This window comes from Mannheimia cairinae (assembly GCF_028649535.1).
Taxonomy (GTDB): Bacteria; Pseudomonadota; Gammaproteobacteria; order Enterobacterales; family Pasteurellaceae; genus Mannheimia; species Mannheimia cairinae.
The window spans coordinates 236,259-258,897 of the sequence record NZ_JAQSJE010000002.1; the positions used below are offsets into that span (position 1 = coordinate 236,259).

At 38.6% G+C, this 22,639-nt stretch carries 23 protein-coding genes, 1 pseudogene and 1 riboswitch; of the genes and pseudogenes, 12 read left to right on the top strand and 12 right to left on the bottom strand.

The genetic code is table 11. From position 1 onward, the window contains the following. Positions 1-40: 40 nt before the first annotated feature. Entirely contained in the window at positions 41-1,129 is a 1,089-nt protein-coding gene (recF, locus tag PTQ27_RS03335; RefSeq protein ID WP_273749280.1) for a DNA replication/repair protein RecF, read from the bottom strand. A gap of 137 nt (positions 1,130-1,266) precedes the next feature. On the opposite strand from recF, the gene PTQ27_RS03340 reads away from it, so the two are divergent. From PTQ27_RS03340 to rho, 8 genes are all read left to right on the top strand, one after another. Then, positions 1,267-1,596, top strand: coding sequence for a YbaB/EbfC family nucleoid-associated protein (locus PTQ27_RS03340; RefSeq protein ID WP_273749281.1), 330 nt, complete (start codon positions 1,267-1,269; stop codon positions 1,594-1,596). A 6-nt stretch (positions 1,597-1,602) separates the two neighbouring features. Further along, positions 1,603-2,208: a recombination mediator RecR gene (recR, locus tag PTQ27_RS03345; protein ID WP_273749282.1), complete on the top strand. Its 606-nt coding sequence runs from the start codon at positions 1,603-1,605 to the stop codon at positions 2,206-2,208. Between the two features lie 84 nt (positions 2,209-2,292). After that, positions 2,293-2,619, top strand: coding sequence for a Grx4 family monothiol glutaredoxin (gene grxD, locus PTQ27_RS03350; protein ID WP_273749283.1), 327 nt, complete (start codon positions 2,293-2,295; stop codon positions 2,617-2,619). A 146-nt stretch (positions 2,620-2,765) separates the two neighbouring features. Next, positions 2,766-3,803, top strand: a complete 1,038-nt coding sequence (locus tag PTQ27_RS03355; protein ID WP_273749284.1) for a branched-chain amino acid aminotransferase — start codon at positions 2,766-2,768, stop codon at positions 3,801-3,803. Positions 3,804-3,878: 75 nt separating this feature from the next. Beyond that, the gene (locus PTQ27_RS03360; protein WP_273749285.1) at positions 3,879-4,379 is read left to right on the top strand and encodes a hypothetical protein; all 501 of its coding nucleotides are present in this window, start codon (positions 3,879-3,881) and stop codon (positions 4,377-4,379) included. 9 nt (positions 4,380-4,388) lie between these two features. Continuing rightward, entirely contained in the window at positions 4,389-4,733 is a 345-nt protein-coding gene (locus tag PTQ27_RS03365; protein WP_273749286.1) for a RidA family protein, read from the top strand. 141 nt (positions 4,734-4,874) lie between these two features. Further along, positions 4,875-5,822, top strand: coding sequence for a cysteine synthase A (cysK, locus tag PTQ27_RS03370; protein ID WP_273749287.1), 948 nt, complete (start codon positions 4,875-4,877; stop codon positions 5,820-5,822). Positions 5,823-5,993: 171 nt separating this feature from the next. Beyond that, positions 5,994-7,256, top strand: coding sequence for a transcription termination factor Rho (rho, locus tag PTQ27_RS03375; RefSeq protein ID WP_273749288.1), 1,263 nt, complete (start codon positions 5,994-5,996; stop codon positions 7,254-7,256). A 56-nt stretch (positions 7,257-7,312) separates the two neighbouring features. Here the strand turns inward: rho and napF are convergent, their stop codons facing one another. The 10 genes from napF to ubiK form a co-directional block, all read right to left on the bottom strand. Beyond that, a complete protein-coding gene (gene napF / locus PTQ27_RS03380) occupies positions 7,313-7,828 on the bottom strand; it encodes a ferredoxin-type protein NapF (RefSeq protein ID WP_273749289.1) in 516 nt (171 codons plus the stop codon). 5 nt (positions 7,829-7,833) lie between these two features. Continuing rightward, positions 7,834-8,433, bottom strand: a complete 600-nt coding sequence (gene dmsD, locus PTQ27_RS03385; protein ID WP_273749290.1) for a Tat proofreading chaperone DmsD — start codon at positions 8,431-8,433, stop codon at positions 7,834-7,836. Positions 8,434-8,489: 56 nt separating this feature from the next. Continuing rightward, on the bottom strand, positions 8,490-9,329 hold the full coding sequence (locus PTQ27_RS03390; protein WP_273749291.1) for a DmsC/YnfH family molybdoenzyme membrane anchor subunit: 840 nt from the start codon (positions 9,327-9,329) through the stop codon (positions 8,490-8,492). Position 9,330: 1 nt separating this feature from the next. Beyond that, positions 9,331-9,948: a DMSO/selenate family reductase complex B subunit gene (locus tag PTQ27_RS03395; RefSeq protein ID WP_273749293.1), complete on the bottom strand. Its 618-nt coding sequence runs from the start codon at positions 9,946-9,948 to the stop codon at positions 9,331-9,333. Between the two features lie 9 nt (positions 9,949-9,957). Next, on the bottom strand, positions 9,958-12,384 hold the full coding sequence (locus PTQ27_RS03400; protein ID WP_273749294.1) for a DMSO/selenate family reductase complex A subunit: 2,427 nt from the start codon (positions 12,382-12,384) through the stop codon (positions 9,958-9,960). Positions 12,385-12,598: 214 nt separating this feature from the next. Next, entirely contained in the window at positions 12,599-13,783 is a 1,185-nt protein-coding gene (locus tag PTQ27_RS03405; RefSeq protein ID WP_273749295.1) for an aspartate aminotransferase family protein, read from the bottom strand. A gap of 8 nt (positions 13,784-13,791) precedes the next feature. Continuing rightward, positions 13,792-14,649 (bottom strand): acetylglutamate kinase, encoded by an 858-nt coding sequence (argB, locus tag PTQ27_RS03410; protein ID WP_273749296.1) that lies wholly within the window; start codon positions 14,647-14,649, stop codon positions 13,792-13,794. 263 nt (positions 14,650-14,912) lie between these two features. Then, the gene (argC, locus tag PTQ27_RS03415; RefSeq protein ID WP_273749297.1) at positions 14,913-15,854 is read right to left on the bottom strand and encodes an N-acetyl-gamma-glutamyl-phosphate reductase; all 942 of its coding nucleotides are present in this window, start codon (positions 15,852-15,854) and stop codon (positions 14,913-14,915) included. A 170-nt stretch (positions 15,855-16,024) separates the two neighbouring features. Beyond that, entirely contained in the window at positions 16,025-17,665 is a 1,641-nt protein-coding gene (gene pgi / locus PTQ27_RS03420) for a glucose-6-phosphate isomerase (RefSeq protein WP_273749298.1), read from the bottom strand. A 31-nt stretch (positions 17,666-17,696) separates the two neighbouring features. Then, complete coding sequence (gene ubiK / locus PTQ27_RS03425) at positions 17,697-17,945, bottom strand: ubiquinone biosynthesis accessory factor UbiK (protein WP_273749299.1); 249 nt, start codon at positions 17,943-17,945, stop codon at positions 17,697-17,699. A gap of 174 nt (positions 17,946-18,119) precedes the next feature. Then, a riboswitch (PreQ1 riboswitch) is annotated at positions 18,120-18,164 on the top strand. A gap of 3 nt (positions 18,165-18,167) precedes the next feature. Between ubiK and queC the strand changes: the two genes are divergently transcribed. The 3 genes and pseudogenes from queC (at position 18,168) to PTQ27_RS03440 (ending at position 19,895) form a co-directional block, all read left to right on the top strand. Further along, on the top strand, positions 18,168-18,854 hold the full coding sequence (gene queC / locus PTQ27_RS03430; protein WP_273749300.1) for a 7-cyano-7-deazaguanine synthase QueC: 687 nt from the start codon (positions 18,168-18,170) through the stop codon (positions 18,852-18,854). Continuing rightward, entirely contained in the window at positions 18,847-19,269 is a 423-nt protein-coding gene (gene queD / locus PTQ27_RS03435; RefSeq protein WP_273749301.1) for a 6-carboxytetrahydropterin synthase QueD, read from the top strand. The genes queC and queD overlap by 8 nt, the downstream gene beginning before the upstream one ends. After that, a pseudogene (locus tag PTQ27_RS03440) lies at positions 19,269-19,895 on the top strand (7-carboxy-7-deazaguanine synthase QueE). Before queD ends, PTQ27_RS03440 begins: the two are co-directional and overlap by 1 nt. 31 nt (positions 19,896-19,926) lie before the next feature. Here the strand turns inward: PTQ27_RS03440 and PTQ27_RS03445 are convergent. Then, positions 19,927-21,228, bottom strand: a complete 1,302-nt coding sequence (locus PTQ27_RS03445) for an isochorismate synthase (protein ID WP_273749302.1) — start codon at positions 21,226-21,228, stop codon at positions 19,927-19,929. Positions 21,229-21,408: 180 nt separating this feature from the next. On the opposite strand from PTQ27_RS03445, the gene PTQ27_RS03450 reads away from it, so the two are divergent. Beyond that, positions 21,409-22,626: a pyridoxal phosphate-dependent aminotransferase gene (locus PTQ27_RS03450; protein ID WP_273749303.1), complete on the top strand. Its 1,218-nt coding sequence runs from the start codon at positions 21,409-21,411 to the stop codon at positions 22,624-22,626. The last annotated feature ends 13 nt before the right edge of the window (positions 22,627-22,639 follow it).

Consider the following 22,639-nt stretch of genomic DNA (forward strand, 5'->3'; position numbering starts at 1 on the left):
CCCTTTTAATTGTGTGCAATGGGAAGTAGTAATATCGCTTTTATTTTTGATGTTGAATATTTCCTTGCTCAACCTTAAATAAGCAATCATCTTTTCTATCTTGCCACTGCATTTGGTTAAGTTGCTCTTTGGTAATAGCAGTAACAAACACTTGCGAACCGCTTTCTCTTAAGCGATGAGCTAATAACTCTCTTTTTATTGGGTCAAGTTCTGAAGCAAAATCATCGATTAAAAACAGACACTTACGCTCTTTTTGCGCGACTAAATGTTCCCCTTGAGCAAGCCTTAATGCACACATTAGCAATTTTAATTGCCCACGAGAAAGTACATCTTCAACGGGCAAGCCATTGGCTTTAAAACGAAAATCTGCTTTTTGAGCCCCAATCATTGTATAACCGACAGAGCGATCTCGCTCAAAGCCTTGTGCTAAGATCTCGGCATAGTCCGCCCCCTTTTCCCAGCCTTGATGAAAGCTCAATCCCATTTCAATTTCCGGTAAAAAGAACTGACAGGTTTTTTCAATTTCTGGGCGTAACGCTTCAGCATATTCCGCACGCATTGCACTGACCGCATAGGTAGTTTTGACTAATTCAATATCCCAAGCTTTTAATTCTGCATAAGAGCGTACTTGCTGAAGGGCGGAGTTTCGCTGTTTTAATAAACGACGTAAATTGGTCCAATGGCTATAAAAATCAGTATGTTGGTGGAATAAGCCCCAATCTAAAAAGGCTCGGCGATAGCTAGGACCGCCGTTAAGTAATGTTAATCCTTCAGGAGTAATTACTTGCATTGGGAGCAAGTGAGCAAGGTCGGCAATTTTATTGCCATCTTCGCCGTTGATTTTTAGAGTCGTATCGCCAGCTCTGGATTTTTGAATTCCGACCGACCAAGAATGTTGGGCTTCATCAATTTTGCCGTGTAGCACAAAATGGTCGTTATCATAATTGATAATACGGTTGCTAATATGGCTTTTAAATGAGCGACCGTGCCCTAAATAAAAAATGGCTTCTAACAAGCTAGTTTTACCACTGCCGTTTGAACCGACCAAAAAATTAAAGTGCGGGCTAAATTCTAAATCAGCAGTTTGAATATTACGAAAATGATTGATAAGTAAACGAGTTAGAGCCATAGCAAAAAGGGTTGTGATAAAAGAACGGTTATTTTAGCAAATTTGCAAAATTTTTGTAAAAATTAACCGCTTGCAGATTAGAAAAGCGTTCAGTAAAATGAAACGCTTATTTTATCGCTAAATTTAGAGGAAAATTTATGTTCGGAAAAGGTGGGTTAGGCAACCTAATGAAACAAGCTCAGCAAATGCAAGAGCGTATGCAAAAAATGCAAGAAGAGATCGCACAACTTGAAGTAACAGGCGAATCTGGTGCAGGCTTAGTGAAAGTAACGATTAACGGTGCGCATAACTGTCGTCGCATTGAAATCGACCCATCTTTAATGGAAGATGATAAAGAAATGGTAGAAGATTTAGTGGCAGCTGCTTTTAATGATGCAGTACGTCGTGCGGAAGAAATGCAAAAAGAGAAAATGGCAAGCGTAACAGCAGGAATGCAATTACCACCGGGTATGAAATTACCATTCTAATTTATTATGCAAACCAGTCCTTTACTTGAAAATTTAATGGAAGCATTACGGGCTCTACCGGGGGTAGGGCCTAAATCTGCTCAGCGAATGGCATATCATTTGCTACAACGTAATCGTTCGGGCGGTGCTTCGTTGGCAAAAGCGTTAAGTGAGGCAATGAGCCATATTGGGCATTGCAAATCTTGCCGTACTTTTACCGAAGAAGATGAATGTACTATTTGTAAGAATCCTCGCCGTCAAATGAGCGGTCAGCTTTGCGTGGTTGAAATGCCGGAAGATATTCAAGCCATTGAGCAAACAGGGCAATTTTCAGGTCGTTATTTTGTTCTGATGGGGCATTTATCACCGATTGATGGGATTGGTCCACGAGAAATTGGGTTGGATTTATTACAGCAACGGTTAGAAAATGAATCTTTCCACGAAGTTATTCTGGCAACCAATCCAACGATTGAAGGCGATGCAACCGCAAATTATATTGCCGAGATGTGCAAAATGTATAATGTGAAAGCAACTCGAATTGCACACGGAGTGCCTGTTGGCGGTTCATTAGAAATGGTAGATGGCACAACGCTTTCGCATTCATTTGTAGGACGGCGTGATATAACGCTGTAAAGTTATTTCTGCTTGAGTTTAATTCTGATATAATTACTCAACTATTTTATGTTTATGAAAAATCCTATTTTTTGAGGTAATTAAATGGAAACTATCGACAAAATCAAAAAACAAATCAGCGAAAACCCAATTCTTCTTTATATGAAAGGCTCGCCAAAATTCCCATCTTGCGGTTTCTCTGCTCGTGCAGTTGAAGCGGTAATCAACTGCCAAGTGCCTTTCGGTTATGTTGATATTTTAACAAACCCGGATATTCGTGCTGAATTACCAAAATATGCAAACTGGCCAACCTTCCCACAATTATGGGTAGAAGGCGAGTTAGTCGGCGGTTGCGACATTATTTTAGAAATGTTCCAAAAAGGCGAACTTCAAGCATTATTAAAAGAAACGGCAGAAAAACACCCTGCATAATCTTTGCTTATAAAATTAAGGCTCTTAAGATAATTAAGAGCCTTAATTTTTTCTATTTAATTTGCTTAAAGCAGTTACCTAGTCGATTATTTTGTTTTAGAATGGCAAGATTATTTAGCAATATAAAATAAAAAAGGGCACAACATATGGCATTAAAAGATTTAGATTGGGCAAATTTAGGTTTCTCTTATATTAAAACAGATTATCGTTTTATTGCTCATTGGAAAAACGGAAAGTGGGATGAGGGTGAATTAACCACAGACAATACCTTACATATCCACGAAGGTTCAACGGCATTACATTATGGTCAGCAATGTTTTGAAGGTTTAAAAGCTTATCGTTGTAAAGATGGTTCAATCAACTTGTTCCGTCCGGATCAAAATGCAGAGCGTATGCAACGTACATCAGACCGCTTACTTATGCCACAGGTACCGACCGAATTATTTATTCGTGCCTGTAAAGAAGTAGTTAAAGCAAACCAAGAGTGGTTAGGGCCTTATGGTTCTGGTGTAACCCTTTATTTACGTCCGTTTTTAATTGGTGTTGGCGAAAATATTGGTGTAAGAGCTGCCCCTGAATTTATTTTCTCTGTTTTCTGCTGCCCGGTTGGTGCTTATTTTAAAGGCGGATTGGCTCCATCTAATTTTATTACCACCGAATACGACCGTGCTGCCCCAATGGGAACTGGTGGCGTAAAAGTTGGCGGAAACTATGCGGCGAGCTTATTACCTCACGAATTAGCCGTGCAAGAAGGTTCAGAAACACGTAAATTTGCCGATGCCATTTACTTAGATCCAAAAACGCATACCAAAATTGAAGAAGTAGGTGCGGCAAACTTCTTTGGTATTACCAAAGACAATAAATTTGTTACGCCGGTGTCAGAATCTATTTTGCCAAGTATTACGAAATACTCACTGCTACATATTGCACAAGAACGTTTAGGGCTAGAAGCGGTTGAGGGCGATGTGTATATTGACCAACTTGATCAATTTGCCGAAGCAGGAGCTTGTGGCACAGCGGCGGTAATTACCCCAGTTGGCGGTATTCAGCATAAAGATAATTTCCACGTATTTTATTCTGAAACCGAAGTGGGGCCGGTAACTCGCCGTTTATATGAGGAATTAACCGGTATTCAATTTGGCGATGTAGAAGCCCCAGAAGGTTGGATCGTTAAAGTAGAGTAATTTTACAATATAACAAGCGGTTAGATTTTGCAAAAAAATTGCAAAATACGACCGCTTGCTTTTTTTAGAGAAGGTATGAAAAAGTTAGTTTTTTTAGGTTTTGCAGCATTAGCGTTAGTAGGATGTTCATCAAATATTTCGAATCCTAATCAATTAGTTGGCGATTGGCGTTGTACTATTGATTATGATGATTTCAATATTCGCACAGTCGATAATATGCGATTTTCTGCTAATGGAAATTTAGTTAGTCAAGGCACAATAAATTACCCAATCCAAAAGCCAATTTTTATTTATTCAGTAAATAATAATGGTCGCTGGACATTAACCAATAACCGTATAGTGTATCGTCTGTTCTCTGAAACAGTTCAGCGTAACCATAATGCTGCGATTTGGGCTGAATTACAAAAAGACAAAGAGTTACAACAATATGAAGAAAGTTTGTTCGGCACAATTTCAGATAATGATAACAATAAGGTAATTGAGTTGATGATTACTAGCTTTAGTGCCAATAAAATGGAAATTAAGCAAGAAATAAAAGATCATCGAGCTTATAAAGGTCTCTGTGTTAAAAAATAGGAGAAAACAATGATTCAACGCTTTGAAGTCGGACATCGTTTATCTGAAATGGCCATTTACAATGGAGTAGCTTATTTAGCTGGTCAAGTTCCATTAGATGATAATGCTGATGCCTACACACAAACTAAGCAAACGCTAGCCGAAGTAGATAAATGGTTAGCTAAAGCGAGTACAGATAAAAGTAGAATTTTAATGGCAACGGTTTATTTAGCTGATATGGCGGATTATGCTGAAATGAACCAAGCGTGGGATGAGTGGGTGGCAGAAAATAATGCTCCCCCTCGTGCTGCGGTTGAAGCTAAGTTAGCCAATCCAAATTGGAAAGTTGAGATTGTAGTTACTGCAGCGGTTTAAAGCAGAGTTTGTTTCAAATAAGCTAGTTCTTAATATTCCATATAGTTATATGAAATAAATTCTAGCTACTGGTAAATACCTCAGATTTGAGTATGATGATTTTAAATTTTTAGTTCTAATTCTAATTAAAAGGGTATTTCTATGACGATTTATGCAGACAATTCATATACTATTGGCAACACACCTCTTGTTCGTTTAAAAAACTTCGGCAATGGCAACATTGTTGTAAAGGTAGAAGGACGCAATCCTAGTTTTAGCGTTAAGTGCCGTATTGGTGCGAATATGATCTGGCAAGCAGAGAAAGACGGTATTTTAACTAAAGGTAAAGAGATTGTAGATGCAACAAGTGGTAATACGGGGATTGCACTTGCTTATGTTGCAGCTGCTCGTGGTTATAAATTAACTTTAACAATGCCTGAAACAATGAGTACGGAACGTAAACGTTTATTGCGTGGCTTAGGTGTAAATCTTGTGCTGACAGAAGGTGCAAAAGGTATGAAGGGTGCTATTGCAAAGGCAGAAGAAATTGCAAGCTCTGATCCAAGCCGTTATGTGACTCTTAAACAATTTGAGAACCCAGCAAACCCTGCAATTCACCAACAAACAACAGGCCCAGAAATTTGGGAAGCAACAGAAGGCAAAGTTGATGTATTAGTTGCAGGTGTAGGTACTGGCGGTACTATTACCGGTGTTTCTCGTGCTATTAAACAAGATAAAGGCAAGCAAATTATTTCTGTGGCGGTGGAGCCAAAAGAATCGCCGGTTATTACTCAAACGCTAAATGGCGAAGAAGTAAAACCAGGCCCACATAAAATTCAAGGTATTGGTGCAGGCTTTATTCCGAAAAACTTAGATTTATCTTTAATTGATCGTGTTGAGCAAGTATCAAGTGAAGAAGCGATTGCAACAGCTCGTCGCTTAATGGCAGAAGAAGGTATTTTGGGCGGAATCTCATCAGGTGCAGCAGTTGCAGCAGCGGAACGTTTAGCTAAATTACCAGAGTTTGCTGATAAGTTGATTGTTGCAGTATTGCCATCTGCCTCTGAGCGTTATTTAAGCACGCTTTTATTTGAAGGAATTGAAGCTTAATTCAAAAAAATGCCGAATCTTTCGGCATTTTTTCTTTTTAAAAGCGGTTATTTTTTATAAAAAATTTGCAATTTTTATAATAGTAATGTATTCTTCTCGCCATCTTTTACGGCACTTCCGTATCTTAATGAATATCTAAATTCCAACCTTAATTAACCATATATTCAGATTATGCATCTTACTCAATTAAAAAATACCCCTGTTTCAGAATTGGTTGAAATAGGTGAAAATCAGATGGGCTTAGAAAATCTAGCTCGTTTACGTAAACAAGACATTGTTTTTGCTATTCTTAAACAACACGCAAAAAGTGGCGAAGATATTTTCGGGCAAGGCGTGTTAGAAATCTTACCCGATGGTTTCGGTTTTTTGCGTTCAGCAGACAGTTCATACTTAGCCGGTCCTGACGATATCTACGTATCTCCAAGCCAAATCCGTCGTTTTAACTTACAAACTGGTGATAAAATCGAAGGTAAAATTCGTCCACCAAAAGAGGGCGAACGCTATTTTGCTTTATTAAAAGTCGATTCTGTTAATGATGACAAACCTGAAGCTTCCCGCAGTAAAATTTTATTTGAAAACCTTACCCCTCTACACGCTAATTCTCGCTTAAAAATGGAACGTGGCAACGGCTCAAAAGAAGACCTAACCGCTCGTATTTTAGATTTAGCAGCTCCTATTGGTAAAGGGCAGCGTGCATTAATTGTTGCTCCGCCTAAAGCAGGTAAAACAGTTCTTCTACAAAATATTGCTCAAAGTATTACCCACAACCATCCAGAATGTGAATTGATTGTTCTTTTAATTGATGAACGTCCTGAAGAAGTAACCGAAATGCAACGCACGGTAAGAGGCGAAGTGATTGCATCAACCTTTGATGAACCGGCTTCTCGCCACGTACAAGTTGCCGAAATGGTAATCGAAAAAGCAAAACGTTCGGTAGAGCATAAAAAAGATGTGGTTATTTTGTTAGACTCTATCACACGTCTTGCCCGTGCTTATAATACCGTTACCCCTGTTTCAGGTAAAATCCTTTCTGGTGGTGTAGATGCTAACGCTTTACATCGTCCAAAACGTTTCTTTGGTGCTGCACGTAATGTGGAAGAAGGTGGTAGCTTAACTATTATTGCAACAGCACTTGTAGATACTGGTTCAAAAATGGATGAGGTTATCTTTGAAGAGTTCAAAGGAACAGGTAATATGGAATTACACCTTTCTCGCAAAATCGCAGAACGTCGTATTTTCCCTGCCATTGACTTTAGCCGTTCTGGTACACGTAAAGATGATTTATTAATGACCGCAGATGAACTGCAAAAAACTTGGATGCTCCGTAAAGTGCTTAATCCAATGGATGAAGTGGACGCTATCGAGTGGTTAATTGATAAATTAATGATGGCAAAAACTAATGAAGAATTTTTTGAAGTAATGAAACGTTCATAAATTCATAAAGAGAATATCAGCACCTTAAATAACATAAGGTGCTGTTTTTTTATTTGCTAAACAAGCTGGATTGCCGATAAAAAGCAACTTATCTTACACTCGCCACACCCGTTACATAGCTCATTATTCACAATCAAATTATTAGAAATTGCTTGCTGAGGGCATTTTTCTAAGCAAGTTGTGCAGTGTTGTTTTTGTTTGACCAAACAATCGCTGGAGAATTGCGGTCTTAATTCCGTATCTTTTTTAAAAACCAAATTTAGTGCATTGCGAGAGCAACTTTCTGCACATAACCCGCATAAATTACAACTCATATAATCAATTTCTAATACCGCTTTTTGTTGCTGAATTTGAATTAAATGGTGTGGGCAAGCTTGAACGCAATCGCCACAGCCATTACAAGCGGCAAGAAATAAATGCTCTTCAGCGGCAAAAGGTGGTCTATGGGCTAATCGAGCAAGAGAGGCTTGCCCTTTATCTACCGAATGAAAAAGACTACGAAATAACCCACGCCGTGATATTTGGTTATGGCTTAGGTATGCTTCATAATATTGCTCATTTCTGCCTTGCATAATCTTTACCGATATAGCTGTGGTGTTTTTACTGGTAAATTAGCCTGTTCTTGCCAATATTGTAAAGTGTCTTGTGCAAGTAAGGCTATACCTTGGTAGAACGGGTAATCAGTTTGTTCGCTAAGTAATGCTAAGTAACGATATGCCCAAGTGAATAAATGTTCCGTTAAATATTCTGCTAATACATCAGGTTTTTGTTCAGCTAAATAAGCCGCTAGCATTAGCATTAAACCAAAATGATCTTCTGGTTCATTGGTATTTTGTGAAAATTCAATCTGGTATTTTTGTAAGAATGTTCTTAAATTTAATAACGACTCACCAAAAATAACCGACTCTTTATCTAAATAAACTGAGCTCCAAGGCGGTGTAGGTAAATCATTCGGACCAATAAATAAATATTGATAGTCTTGAGATAAATTTTGTGTTTGCCCTTGTTCAATAAGACTTTTAATTTCAGAATGTTGAATCGGCCATTGTTGTTCCCAATTTGGCTCTGAAAAAATAGAAAATACTGCCTTAACTCGCTCATCATTTGGGGCATAATAAAATAGAGAACCTAATAGTCGCCCACTTACTGAAATCCATTCTAATAATGCTTTATTCATATTAAATCTCTAAAATAAAGAAAGTTAAAAGGCGGTGTGCGTTCCGCCTTTTATAACTAGCCTGCCACAGCCATTCCAACCGTCATATGTAAGCCATAGAATACCGTTCTGCCGATCATCTCTGCAAATAATACAAGAATAACCGCCAAGCCTAAGCTAATATTGTTTTTTACTTTGAAAAGTAATATTCCGCCTAAAGCCAATAAACATAAACGCACAACGTGCATAATGGCATAATCCGGCACTAAATTAGCCGCTTGCATTGCAGAGCTATGGATTTGGCTTAATCCAAAGCCTTGGTAAACCACAACAATCGCTGCTAAAAATACCGCTACCATATAAACCCAAGGGAAGTAGCAAAGTGGGTATTCTTTGTGTGGATTAAGTGCTAATAAAACATAAGCTAATGCACTTCCGCCAATAACAACGGTTAAGTAGAACTGCCAAGAGGTAAACACCGTATTCCAAGTCGGCACTGTGCTGATATGATATAAGTTATTCATCATATACATAAACACTAAGCCGATACAAGCGGTTAAAATTAGCCAAATTTTTGCAAATCCTGCCGGCATTTTACCTAATATGGCTAATAGCCAGTATAAACCTGCTAAGGCAAAGAACGCTGCACCGCTAGCAATTTCATTACTGAGCATTGACTCGCCTACTCGGTTTAAGCTATTAAATGCTCGTAGTGGAGAACCTAAATGCATTACAGAAGCAACAAACCCAATCGCTAATAACGCAAGTGGAATAAACATCGCTTTATGTAAATAAGAACGACTTTGCTCAGAATGTGAATAACGACATAGTACAAAACTAAAGAATAACCAGCACCCGACAACAGATTGAGCAAGCACGGTAAAAATAATTAAAGGTAATTCGTGTAATCCGTTCATCTTACACCTCTCTTGGGTTAGCTAAGAAACCTGATTTATCTCCGCTTGGGCGAGCGTGTTTATTTGGTTTTACCACCAAATTCGGTTTCGTGAAATCTGCTGGCGGTAATGGTGCAATAGAGGCTTGGGTGCCATATTTTTCACGTAATTCCGAAATTGGGGCAAAATCTAAGGCTCGTAATGGGCAAGCATCCACACAAATTGGTTTCTCGCCATCTTTCACTCGAGAATAGCAACCATCACATTTTGTCATTAGCCCTTTTTTCACATCAAATTGTGGGGCATCGTAAGGGCAAGCCATACTACAATAACGACAGCCAATACATTTTTCTTCGTCCACAATCACAAAGCCATCAGCATTTTTATGCATTGCACCAGTCGGGCAAACTTTGCTACAAGCGGGGTCATCACAGTGGTTGCAAGAAATTGACATATAGTAGGTAAAAACATCTTGGTTCCAACAACCATTGTTATCTTCCACCCAGTTACCACCGGCATATTCATAAATACGGCGGAAGTTTACATCAGTACCTAAGTCTTTGTAATCCTTACAAGCTAACTCGCAAGTTTTACAGCCGGTACAACGTTCAGAATCGAAATAAAAACCATATTGTTCCATAACTCACCTCTATAATTTTGCAACTTGTACTAAGTTAGAATGTTGTGGATTGCCTTTGGCTAAAGGAGATGGGCGTTGCGTTGTTAATACATTGACACAACCACCGTGGTCAATTCCTTTACTATCTGGTGCATACCACCCGCCTTCACTTAATGCCACGACCCCTGGAATAATACGAGGCGTTACTTTTGCATTGATATGTACTTCTCCACGATCATTAAAAATTCTCAGCATATCGCCATTTTTAATGCCTCTTGGTTCTGCATCGATAGGGTTGATCCAAACTTCTTGTGGATTTGCTGCTTTTAAAACGTCCACATTACCGTAGGTAGAGTGTGTTCGAGCTTTATAGTGGAAACCACAAACTTGGAGAGGATATTTTTCCATCAGCGGATCGCCATAATGCTCAAAACTATCTACGTGAATTGGTAGAGGATGAATTACCTCATCTTTATCTAATTCCCAAGTTTGAGCAATTTCCGCTAAACGTTCGGAATATATTTCAATTTTACCTGATGGCGTTGCCAATGGATTAGCTTCAGGATTTTCACGGAAGTCTTTATAAGCAATATAGAAACCATTCGGATCCACCTTTTTGAAAATACCCTGTTTTCTGAACTCCTCAAAAGTAGGTAATTCCGGAAGTTGTGCTCTAGATTGCTCATAAATATAGCGTAGCCACCCTTCTTGGGTGCGACCTTCAGTAAATTGCTCTTTTACCCCTAATTTTTCAGATAAGTCGCTTAACATATCGTAGATATTGCGGCACTCAAACGGCGGTTTGACAACTTGATCTGCAAAGATAATGTAGTTCATATTAGAAGTGAAAGCATCTAAGCAGAAATCCATTTGTTCTGATGTAGTGCAATCTGGCAGTAAAATATCGCTATATTTTGCTGTTGAGGTCATATGATTATCAATGGTAATAATCAATTCGCATTTCGTATCATCTTGCAAAATTTCGTGTGTGCGATTGATTTGAGCGTGTTGGTTGATTAGGCAGTTACTTGCATAATTCCAAATAACTTTAATCGGAGCAGTTAAACGTTCCACGCCACGAATACCATCTGTTTTATCGGTCATTTCTGTTGCACGAATAATCGCATCAGTCCAAAGGAACATTGGAATACTTGCCTTAACTGGGTTAGTTAATGTTGGCATACGTACAAAAGGTACACCGTAAGAACTCTCACGAGCCCCCGTATTACCACCACTAATTCCGACATTACCTGTTAAAATTGGAAGCATTGCAATGGCACGAGAAAGAATCTCGCCGTTACTACGACGTTGAGGCCCCCAACCTTGAGAGATACAAACCGGTTTGGTTGAACCGATTTCACGTGCTAATTTCACAATACGATGAGCAGGAATACCGGTAATTTTTGCTGCCCATTCTGGAGTTTTCGCGATACCGTCTTCGCCTTGTCCTAAAATATGTGCTTTATAATGACTATTTTTAGGGGCACTTGCAGGTAAGGTTTTTTCATCATAGCCAACGCAATATTTATCAAGGAAAGGTTGATCAACTAAATCCTCTGTTATCAATACATAAGCGATAGCAGAAACTAAGGCGGCATCAGTTCCTGGGCGGATAGGAATCCATTCATCTTCTCTACCTACGCCAGTATCTGTATAGCGAGGGTCAATAATGATTAACTTCGCATTCGATTTTTCTTTAGCTTGCTGGATGCAATAAGTTAAGCCACCGCCACTCATACGGGTTTCTGCCGGGTTATTACCAAATAGTACGATCAATTTGGAATTTTCCATATCAGCCATACCATTGCCTAATGCCCAACCACCACCATAGGTATAATCTAAACCAACGGCTATTTGTGCTGTACTATAGTCGCCATAATGATTTAAATAGCCACCAATGCAATTCATTAAACGGGCTACCATAGTAGAACCTGGCGGCCAAGATTGTGTCATTGTGCCACCAAGCGTACCAGTACCATAATTAAGGTAGATACTTTCATTGCCATATTCTGCAATATTTTTCTTTAATGAAGCAGCAATGACATTTAAAGCCTCGTCCCAAGTAATACGTTCAAATTTACCTTCGCCACGTTTCCCCACCCGTTTCATTGGATATTTTAAGCGGTCAGGATTATAAACACGGCGACGCATAGAACGACCTCGTAAACAAGCTCTTACTTGATGATCTTCATTATAGGTTTCAGTACCCGTATTATCCGTTTCAACATAGGTAATTTTTTCATCCTTCACGTGCATACGTAATGCACAGCGACTACCACAGTTTACGGTACAAGCACTCCAAACAATTTTTTCATCGCTCGTATTTTTTACAGAGATAGTTTCAGCCTTTGCTGAAAAAGGAAGAGATAAACCGGAAGCAGCAGCTGCAGTAATACCAGTTGCAGATGCTGTTTTTAGAAAACGACGACGATTCAAGTTAAGATTTAAATCACTCATATCATTTCTCCCACAAGAATTAAATTTAATTAGACTTTAACCCAAAAGGAGTAATAATGAATTGACTTACATCAAAACAAATCCCAAAAAACTTAATAAAATCAATAGCTTATTAATGATAATTATTTTTATTATAAAGAAGAGTTGTAAGAAAAGAATAAAAGCTATATCCATATAATGTTGAATATAGCTTTTTATTTTATAGATTTGAAAGTTAATAATTTTCCAATACTTCTTTCAGCACTTTTAACCCGTGTTCAATTTGAGCATCAGTAATAGTCAGTGGTGGAAGTAATCTTAGTTTTGCTTTAGCCGTTAAAAAGAGTACGCCTTTTTCAATACATTTCACAACCACATCGCTTGCAACCACATTTTCTTCAAATTCAACACCTAGCATTAAACCTAAGCCTGATACTGATTTTACTTTTGGCAGTTTTGCTAAGGATTCACGTGTTTTTTGCCCTTTGCGTGTTACTTCGGCTAGGAATTCTGGGGAGATTTTATCCATTACTACATTAGCACCGGCACAAGCAACAGGGTTGCCACCGAAGGTTGAACCGTGATCACTTTTACCCAATGTGTTTTCAACTTTTTGACCAAGTAAAAAAGACCCTATCGGTAAACCGCCGCCTAAGCCTTTTGCTAAGCTAACAATATCTGGCTGTAAGCCGAATTGTTGATAAGAGAACATCGTACCTGTTCGCCCAATGCCTGTTTGTACTTCATCAATAATAAACACTATATCTTTTTCTTGGCATAGGTTCTGCACTGCATTCATATACTCAGTATCTAACGAACATACACCGCCTTCGCCCTGTACCACCTCAAGCAGCACACCGCAAACGTTGTTCACTTCCAAACGTGTTTTTAATGCTTGAATATCATTTGCTGGTACATACTCAAAACCGTCTGTAAATGGGAAAAAATGTTGGTGGAAAACATCTTGACCTGTTGCTGCCAAAGTTGAAATGGTACGACCGTGGAAAGAGTTTACCAAAGTCAGAACGGTTGAACGCCCAGCTCCATATTTATCGTGGCTATATTTACGAGCCGTTTTCACTGCCCCTTCATTCGCCTCTGCCCCAGAATTGCAAAAAAATGCTCGTTTTAGACCGCTTGCATTCGCTAATTTTTGAGCTAAAAGGCTTGATGGCTCGGTAAAAAATAGATTTGAAGTATGCTGTAATTTACCTGCTTGTTCAGTAACCGCTTTTAGCCAATCATCATCTGCCCAGCCTAAACTGTTTACCCCAATACCGCTGGTAAAATCTAAATATTGGTTACCTTCAAAATCCCATACATCGCAACCTTTCCCGTGTGAAAGGGCAAGATCAAATCTGCCATAGGTTTGTGCAATATACTCTTTATCTAACTGCTTGATGTTGTTGCTTGTTGTCATTTCATTTCCTACTTATTTTTATAAAACCGAGTGCCATTTTCACCGCCAAACATTTCAACCAGAATAGCGTGATCGATTCGCCCGTCAATAATATTCGCCTCAATTCCACCAGCGTTGATAAAATCGGTACAACAGGCAATTTTCGGGATCATACCGCCGGCGATAATGCCTTGCTCAATTAAGCCTTGCACTTCACTGACTTCCACTTCTGGAATTAAAGTACTTTCATCAAAACGATCACGCAATAACCCGGCAATATCGGTCATTGAAACTAATTTTGCCGCCTTTAATGCAATCGCAATTTCGCTTGCGGCGGTGTCTGCATTGATATTATAGGCCTGCCCGTTTTCATCAACACCAACCGTTGAAAGCACAGGAATTAAGCCAGCATTTAAGCTCATTTCAATCACTTGCGGATTTACTTTTACAATCTCGCCGACAAAGCCGTAATCCACCTCGCCTTGCAATTTTTCACATTGTAACATTGCTCCGTCAATACCGCATAAGCCAACACCCTTGCCTTTTAATAAAGCAACTAAGCTTTTGTTTACTTTACCTGCCAGCATTTGTAACACAACGTTAATGGTATCGCTATCCGTTACTCGCAAACCGTTAATAAATTGCGGCTCTTTGCCCAATAATTTCACGCCTTGTGAAATTTCCGGCCCACCACCGTGTACAAGTACAACTTTTACGCCTAAACGGTTGAGCAATAAAATATCCGCCATTACCGATTTTTTAAGATCTTCGTTAATCATTGCGTTACCGCCATATTTAACCACAACGGTTTTACCCTGCCATTTAGCTAAACAAGCGGTTGATTTTTCTAATAAATTTGCAAATTGGTTGATTTCTTGAATGTTCATAATATTTCCTGTTTTCTGTTACTTTTCTTTGCTTGTGCAAAGAAAAGTAACCAAAAGAAAGCACACCCTGCTTCGTTGCTGTTCCTCACTTTATTGAAATTTTCCTAACGAAAAATAACCCTGATGTTCGCTTCGCTCTCGCTCGGGATTATTTTTCTAAAAATTTCAAGTCGTTCGGGCAACTCTGAAGGGAACTCGATCGACTATAACAAGCTATGATTTTTTTAAATGTTTTATAAACAGAGGAACCTTTATTTAGTAAATTAAATTTCTAACCCCGAAGTTTCTTCCCTTCCTAGCATAATATTCATACATTGTACCGCAGCCCCTGATGCTCCTTTGCCAAGGTTATCAAAACGTGCTGCTAGTAGAATTTGGTTTTCATTGCCGTAAACAAAAATTTCAAGGCTGTCTTTGCCTGCATAAGCGTTAGCACTTAACATTCCATCTTCGGGTAATGTTTGGAATGGATGAACGCTAATCAGCGGACTTCCTTGATAATATTCATTCAATAGATTTGCAATTTCTTCACCAGATTTAACCGCTTGTAACGCACTGATTGGCACAGGCACGGTAACAAGCATACCGCTGTAATAGTCTGCAACTACGGGGGTAAAAATAGGCGGTTTTTGCATTAGGGTTAAGGCTTGCATTTCTGGCAAATGTTTATGTTTTAAAGCCAGCCCATACACACGAGGGGCATTTAATGCTTCAGGTCGTTCAGCATTCTCATATTCGGCGATCATTGCCTTACCACCACCAGAATAGCCGGTTAAGGAATGGCAACTCAAAGGATAATCCGTAGGTAAAATGCCTTTTTCCACTAACGGACGAACCAAGGCAATATAGCCTGTTGCGTGGCAACCGGGTACGGCAACTCGGTTAGCATTTTTAATTTTCTCTCTTTGTTCGCTTAATTCGGCAAAGCCATAAATCCAATCAGGATTTACTCGATGAGCGGTGGACGTATCGCAAATACGGGCGTTTTGAGGGGCATTGGCGACTAATTCTTTAGAAGCCTCATCAGGCAAGCAAAGAAAGGTTAAATCCGCTTCCGCTACCTTTGCTATTCGGGCATTCAAATCTTTGCGTAACTCCTCCGGTAACGTCAAAAGCTCAATATCATCAGCTTTATTTAAACGTTCGTGAATGCGTAGCCCCGTTGTGCCAACAGCTCCATCTACAAAAATCTTGTATTTGCTCATTTCAATTTCCCATAAGTTTATTTTTTATCATTGCTTGCTAGTCTATGCTTATTCAATAATAAAAACAAGTCTGTGGTGCATAATTATTCATATTAATTGATTTTTTATTCATAAAAAATCCCTAACAATGAGTTTGTTAGGGATTTCAATTCAGAACAAGAGGCTAGAAACTAACGCCAAGCTTTAAATTGGTTGATTAAACCGTTGGTTGAACTATCGTGGCTAGTAATTTCTTCACTATTTTCTAACTCAGGTAAAATGCGGTTAGCTAGTTGTTTACCTAATTCCACACCCCATTGGTCGAAGCTGTAGATATTGAAAATTACACCTTGCACGAAAATCTTATGCTCATACATCGCAATCAACGCACCTAAGCTGTATGGGGTAATTTTTTGCACCAAAATCGAGTTGGTTGGTTTATTACCTGTAAACACTTTAAAAGGTACGATTTCAGCCACTTCTGCTAATGTTTTGCCTGCATCTAAAAACTCTTGCTCGACCACTTCTTTTGATTTACCGAATGCTAAGGCTTCAGTTTGTGCAAAGAAGTTAGAAAGCAATTTGTTGTGATGATCGCTTAATGGATTATGCGTTTGAGCCGGAGCGATAAAATCACAAGGAATCAGTTTTGTGCCTTGGTGAATCAGTTGGTAGAATGCGTGTTGCCCGTTAGTACCCGGCTCGCCCCAAATAATTGGGCCAGTTTGGTGAGTAACAGGTTTGCCATCACGGCCGACAAATTTACCGTTTGATTCCATATTCCCTTGTTGGAAGTAGGCGGCAAAACGGTGCATATATTGATCGTAAGGTAAAATCGCTTCAGATTCCGCCCCTAAGAAATTATTATTCCAAATGCCAACTAAAGCTAATGTGGTTGGAATGTTTTTCTCAATCGGGGTAACTAAGAAATGGTTATCCATTGCGTGAGCACCTGCAAGTAGTTGCTCAAAATTCTCAAAACCGATAGAAAGGGCGATAGACAAACCAATCGCAGACCATAATGAGTAACGTCCGCCTACCCAATCCCAGAATTCAAACATATTGGCAGTATCGATGCCGAATTTTTCGACTTCTTTGGCATTGGTTGAAAGAGCAACGAAATGTTTTGCGACCGCAGATTCATCTTTTGCACTTTCTAATAACCATTGGCGAGCTGAAAGGGCATTGGTCATTGTTTCTTGCGTGGTAAAGGTTTTTGAAGCCACTAATACTAAGGTTGTTTCAGGATTTACTTTGCGTAATACCTCAGCAATATGTGTACCGTCCACATTAGATACAAAGTGCATATTAAGGTGGTTTTTATATGGACGTAATGCCTCTGTGACCATATAAGGCCCTAAATCAGAACCGCCGATACCAATGTTAATCACATCAGTAATCGCTTTGCCGGTGTAACCTTTCCATTCACCAGAAATCACACGCTCACTAAATGCTTTCATTTTAGCTAGCACTGCGTTTACTTCTGGCATTACATCTTTGCCATCAACCGCAATAGGGGTGTTTGAGCGGTTGCGAAGAGCAGTATGTAAAACGGCACGGTTTTCTGTACGGTTAATTTTTTTGCCGGAGAACATCGCATTTTTTGCGGATTCTAAACCACATTCATTAGCAAGTTGGCGAAGTAAAGTTAAGGTTTTTTCATTGATAGCGTTTTTTGAAAAATCGACCAATAATTCATTTTCAAAACGTAGGGAATATTTATCGAAACGGCTTGGATCTTCAGAGAAAAGTTGAGGAATGTTAAGATTATCAGCTTTATGTTGCTCTAATGCATTCCAAGCAAAGGTTTGAACCGGATTGATCTTTTGCATATAAGTTTCCTTTTAGTAAATATATAAACCGTTAGTCTTGATTTTCTTTAGTTAGCTCATCAAGACGTTTTTCTAATTCATTTAATTTTTCACGGGTGCGAAGTAAAACCTGTGATTGCACATCAAATTCTTCTCGTGTAACAACATCAAGACGAGCTAATTGTGCTTGCAGAATTTGTTTAAATTTTTCATCTAAGTCATTCCCCACATTCTTTAAACCTTGAGGAAGAGCATTATGTAATTGTTGAGCGATTGCTTCTAAGTTTTTAGGTGTGAGCATTTTTAATTCCTTACAATATAGTGACTAGGCTAATTCTATTTAATTTTAGGTATAAGAGAAAGTAAATTCTGTGATTTATTCAATAGCTAATTTGATTTAAATAGCCTTTTAAAGAAATTCTTTGTAGAATGTCGCCTTTCGTAAAATACAGGCGAAATATAACCGCTTGTATTTCATTTCGTGGTTCGAAAACCTCCCACGCAAAAAAACTAAGGACACAAAATGACTTCTCAACTCTCTCCTTCTGTTTTGAAGGCAAAAGCCGTCGTGATTTTTTCTGGCGGACAAGATTCTACCACTTGTTTATTCCAAGCCATTGCTGAATTTGGCAAAGAAAATGTGGAAGTAGTAACTTTTCAATATGGGCAGCGTCATTCTATTGAGCTTGAAAAAGCACAGTGGATTGCCAATGATCTTGGTGTAAAGCAAACACTTATTGATACTTCTGTAATTAAAGCAATCACTTCTAATGCATTAATGGATACTCAAGCTGAAATCAAACAAGAAGGCGATACACCTAATACCTTTGTAGATGGACGTAATGCTTTATTTCTGCTTTATACCGCAATTTATGCCAAAGGGCAGGGGATTCAAACTATTTTCACTGGAGTATGTGAAACGGATTTTAGTGGCTACCCAGATTGCCGTGATGTGTTTGTGAAATCGATGAATGTTACCCTAAATTTAGCAATGGACTACAATTTTAATATCCGCACGCCATTAATGTATTTAACCAAAAAGGAAACTTGGGCATTGGCGGATAAGTTAGGGGCTTTTGATTATATTCGAGAACATACTCACACCTGTTATTTAGGTATTGAAGGCGGCTGCCACGAATGCCCAAGCTGTCTGCTACGTGAAAAAGGATTAAATGAATATTTAGCAGAGCGAGGAGAAAGCTATGTTTAAAATTGCAAAAGAATTTAGCTTCGATATGGCTCATATGCTAGATGGACACGACGGTAAATGTCAAAATTTGCACGGGCATACTTACAAATTGCAGGTAGAAGTAAGTGGCGATTTAGAACTAAATGGTACAAAGCGTGGTATGGTTATGGATTATTCCGATCTGAAAGCGATCGTAAAAAGACATATTTTAGAGCCGATGGATCACGCTTTTATTTATGATCTTCATAGCAAGCGTGAAAGCCAAGTGGCACAATTATTGATTGAGTTAAAATCAAAAGTCTATGGCATTCCAAGTCGTACCACAGCTGAAGAAATGGCAAAATATATGTTTGAAAAGCTAGAAAAAACAGGATTGTCGGTTAGCCTAATTCGTTTATGGGAAACACCAACTTCGTATTGTGAGTACAGTAGATAATGGCTGCACTAATTTCTAACCCTCGTTTTTCAATTGTTGAAATTTTTGAAAGTTTACAAGGCGAAGGATTTAATACGGGAATGCCAGCAATTTTTGTGCGTTTTGGCAAATGTAATCTTACTTGCCCTTGGTGCGATACCAATTACAATACATTTGAGCAATGGACGTTAAACGGTATTCTAGCCAAAGTGCAAAGCTATTCGGCTAAAAATGTGATTATCACGGGCGGAGAGCCAACGATTCAGCCTAATTTATCTTTACTATTAGATGAGCTGAAAAAACAAGGCTATTTTTTGGCGATTGAAACCAACGGTTTAAAAGAAATTCCCGCTCAGATTGATTATATTGCAACCAGCCCAAAGCGAATGTATCAAGAAAAGTATCAACGCCGTTGCATTAATTTTGCTAATTAAGTAAGAATTGTTGTTGATGGTGAAGTGCAAAATTTTTGCGAGCAATTAGAAGAACGTATTCAGGCAGAGCATTATTATCTCTCTCCTTGCGAAGTAGATGGCAAAATGAATTTGCTAGAAACCATTACTCAACTTGGTTTATTGAATCAGCGAGTAAATAAACCGAAATGGCAACTGAGTATTCAAACCCATAAAATAGTCGGCATTGAGTAAAATAAAAGAGGCATAGAGCCTCTTTTTACATTTAAATATCTTGTGAGACTAAATCAATATTAAGCAGTTTAGCCATACCTTGAGATTTACGTTTAATTTCTTGCCATTCCGATTGTGGATCCGAGCCTTCCACAATACCTGCACCGGCATATAAAGTAATGCTATTACGGGCAATTAACGCAGAACGCAAGGTTACGCAAAACTCGGACGATACTTGGCTCATTACTCCTAACGTACCGGCATACCAATAACGCTTAAACGGCTCATTTTCGCTAATAAACTGAGTAGCATTAGGTCGGGGAAGCCCTGCCACTGCAGCCGTCGGGTGAATTTTACTTAAGCAATGGCTGTCGGAAATATTGTCTTGTAGTGTTGCTTGAATAGTACGACGTAAATGCTGCACGTTATGTAATCGTTTAATTTTCGCTTCGCTTACATCAAAATCTGTTACACAGTGTTTTAGATTGTTTTCAATATCATCAACCACAAGTTGGTTTTCGTAAATATTTTTCGGATCGCTTAATAGCCACTGGGCATTTAATTCAGTTTGAATTTCACTTGCCGTTACGGCAGCTGTTCCCGCTAAAGCCTCTGTTAGAAATTGTTGCTCTCGGCGTTGATATAGGCGTTCAGGAGTTGATCCGATAAAAGCCACTTCTTCACTTTCTGCCCATAAAAAGTGATAACAACCCAAATTCGTTTTTTCACTTTTAGCTAATAAATCATAAGCAGATATTGGCTGTTCAAAAGTTAAAGCCGTTGCATTGGCTAAAACCACTTTTTGGAACTGATTTTGTTTAATTGCGGAAATAGCTTTTTCTATGTTTTGCTGCCAATTTTCATAATTACTTGCAGAAGTTGTGGAGCATAACGAATTCTTTTCTAAGCGAAGTTCGGCTGTTTTGCCTAAATTTGCAAGAAATTGTTGAAAAACAACCGCTTGTTGTTCGAAATTATCACTATCAAAATAGAAACAAGCGGTTAAATTTTGCTGATTTTTTACCAATGAATATTGTGGCAGAATAAATTGAGCATTTCCTTCAAACTGTAGCCCGCCAACTAATGGTAGATTTTGTTGCTCAATAAAATTTTGGGCGGTTTCAAGGGTATTAAACTGGCGGAGTATGCCTACTGTTGCAATGGTCTGATCTGTATCTCGATAATTTAGATAAAAATGTGGATAACTGTTTTTTTGTGCTTTTAGCCAAGCAAGTAACGGAAAGGTATCTTCAGATAACACAACAGAGGCTTGAATTGTAATCAAACCTTGCTGATAACCGATTCTGTTATAACTTTCTGTAAGTTCTTGTTTTAATTGATTAAAAATAAGCATTTGCAAAAAAATAAGAAAACCAGACCGCTTGTTTCGGGCTGTTTAAAAAAAAGGACATCATTTTAACGCATTTCCTCTTTTTTTTCTTCCCAAATTAGAGTAATGTTTATAAATTCATTGCTAAATTAATGAATTTTAGCAAAGGCAGATAATAAACACCAAAAGAATAGGAAGTGCAAAATGGAACGTTTTCCAAAATCAGATAAATTGGCTCAGGTTCGTTATGATATTCGTGGGCCCATTCACAAAGAGGCTATTCGTTTAGAAGAAGAAGGCAATAAAATTTTAAAATTAAATATTGGTAACCCTGCCCCATTTGGCTTTGAAGCACCAGATGAAATTTTAGTGGATGTTATCCGCAACCTTCCAACCGCTCAAGGTTATTGCGATTCCAAAGGTTTATATTCTGCCCGTAAAGCGATTGTACAATATTATCAATCGAAAGGTATGCGTGGTATGGATGTAAACGATGTTTATATCGGCAATGGTGTATCTGAGTTAATTGCAATGTCTATGCAAGCATTGTTAAACGATGGTGATGAAATGCTAATTCCTATGCCTGATTACCCATTATGGACTGCAGCGACAACTCTTGCAGGTGGTAAAGCCGTACATTATCTTTGTGATGAAGAAAAAGAATGGTTTCCAGATATTGAAGATATAAAAGCGAAAATCACTCCTCGCACGAAAGGGATTTTAATTATTAACCCGAATAACCCGACGGGTGCGGTGTATAGTCGCCAAATCTTACTTGAAATTGCAGAGCTTGCTCGCCAACATAATTTGATTATTTTTGCCGATGAGATCTACGAAAAAATTCTTTATGATGGTGCAGTGCATCACCATATTGCAGTGCTGGCTCCAGATGTTTTGACTGTAACCTACAATGGTTTATCTAAGGCTTACCGTGTGGCAGGTTTCCGTCAAGGTTGGATGGTATTAAGTGGCCCGAAACAGCAAGCAAAAGGCTTTATTGAAGGCTTGGATATGCTAGCTTCAATGCGTTTATGTGCCAATACACCGATGCAACACGCTATTCAAACAGCGTTAGGTGGGTATCAAAGTATTAATGAATTTGTACTGCCTGGCGGTCGTTTATTGGAACAGCGTGATAAAATGTATGAATTATTGGTTCAAATTCCAGGTATTAGTTGTGTGAAAGCCAAAGGTGCACTTTATATGTTCCCGAAAATTGATACCGAAATGTACGGCATTAAAGACGACCAAAAATTTATTTACGATTTATTGCAACAAGAAAAAGTGCTATTAGTGCAAGGTTCTGGCTTTAACTGGCATAAGCCTGACCACTTCCGTGTCGTAACATTACCTTACGCACATCAAATTGAAGAAGCAATTAAACGGTTGGCGAATTTCTTAAAAAATTACCGCCAAGAGTAATTTCTGCTAAATA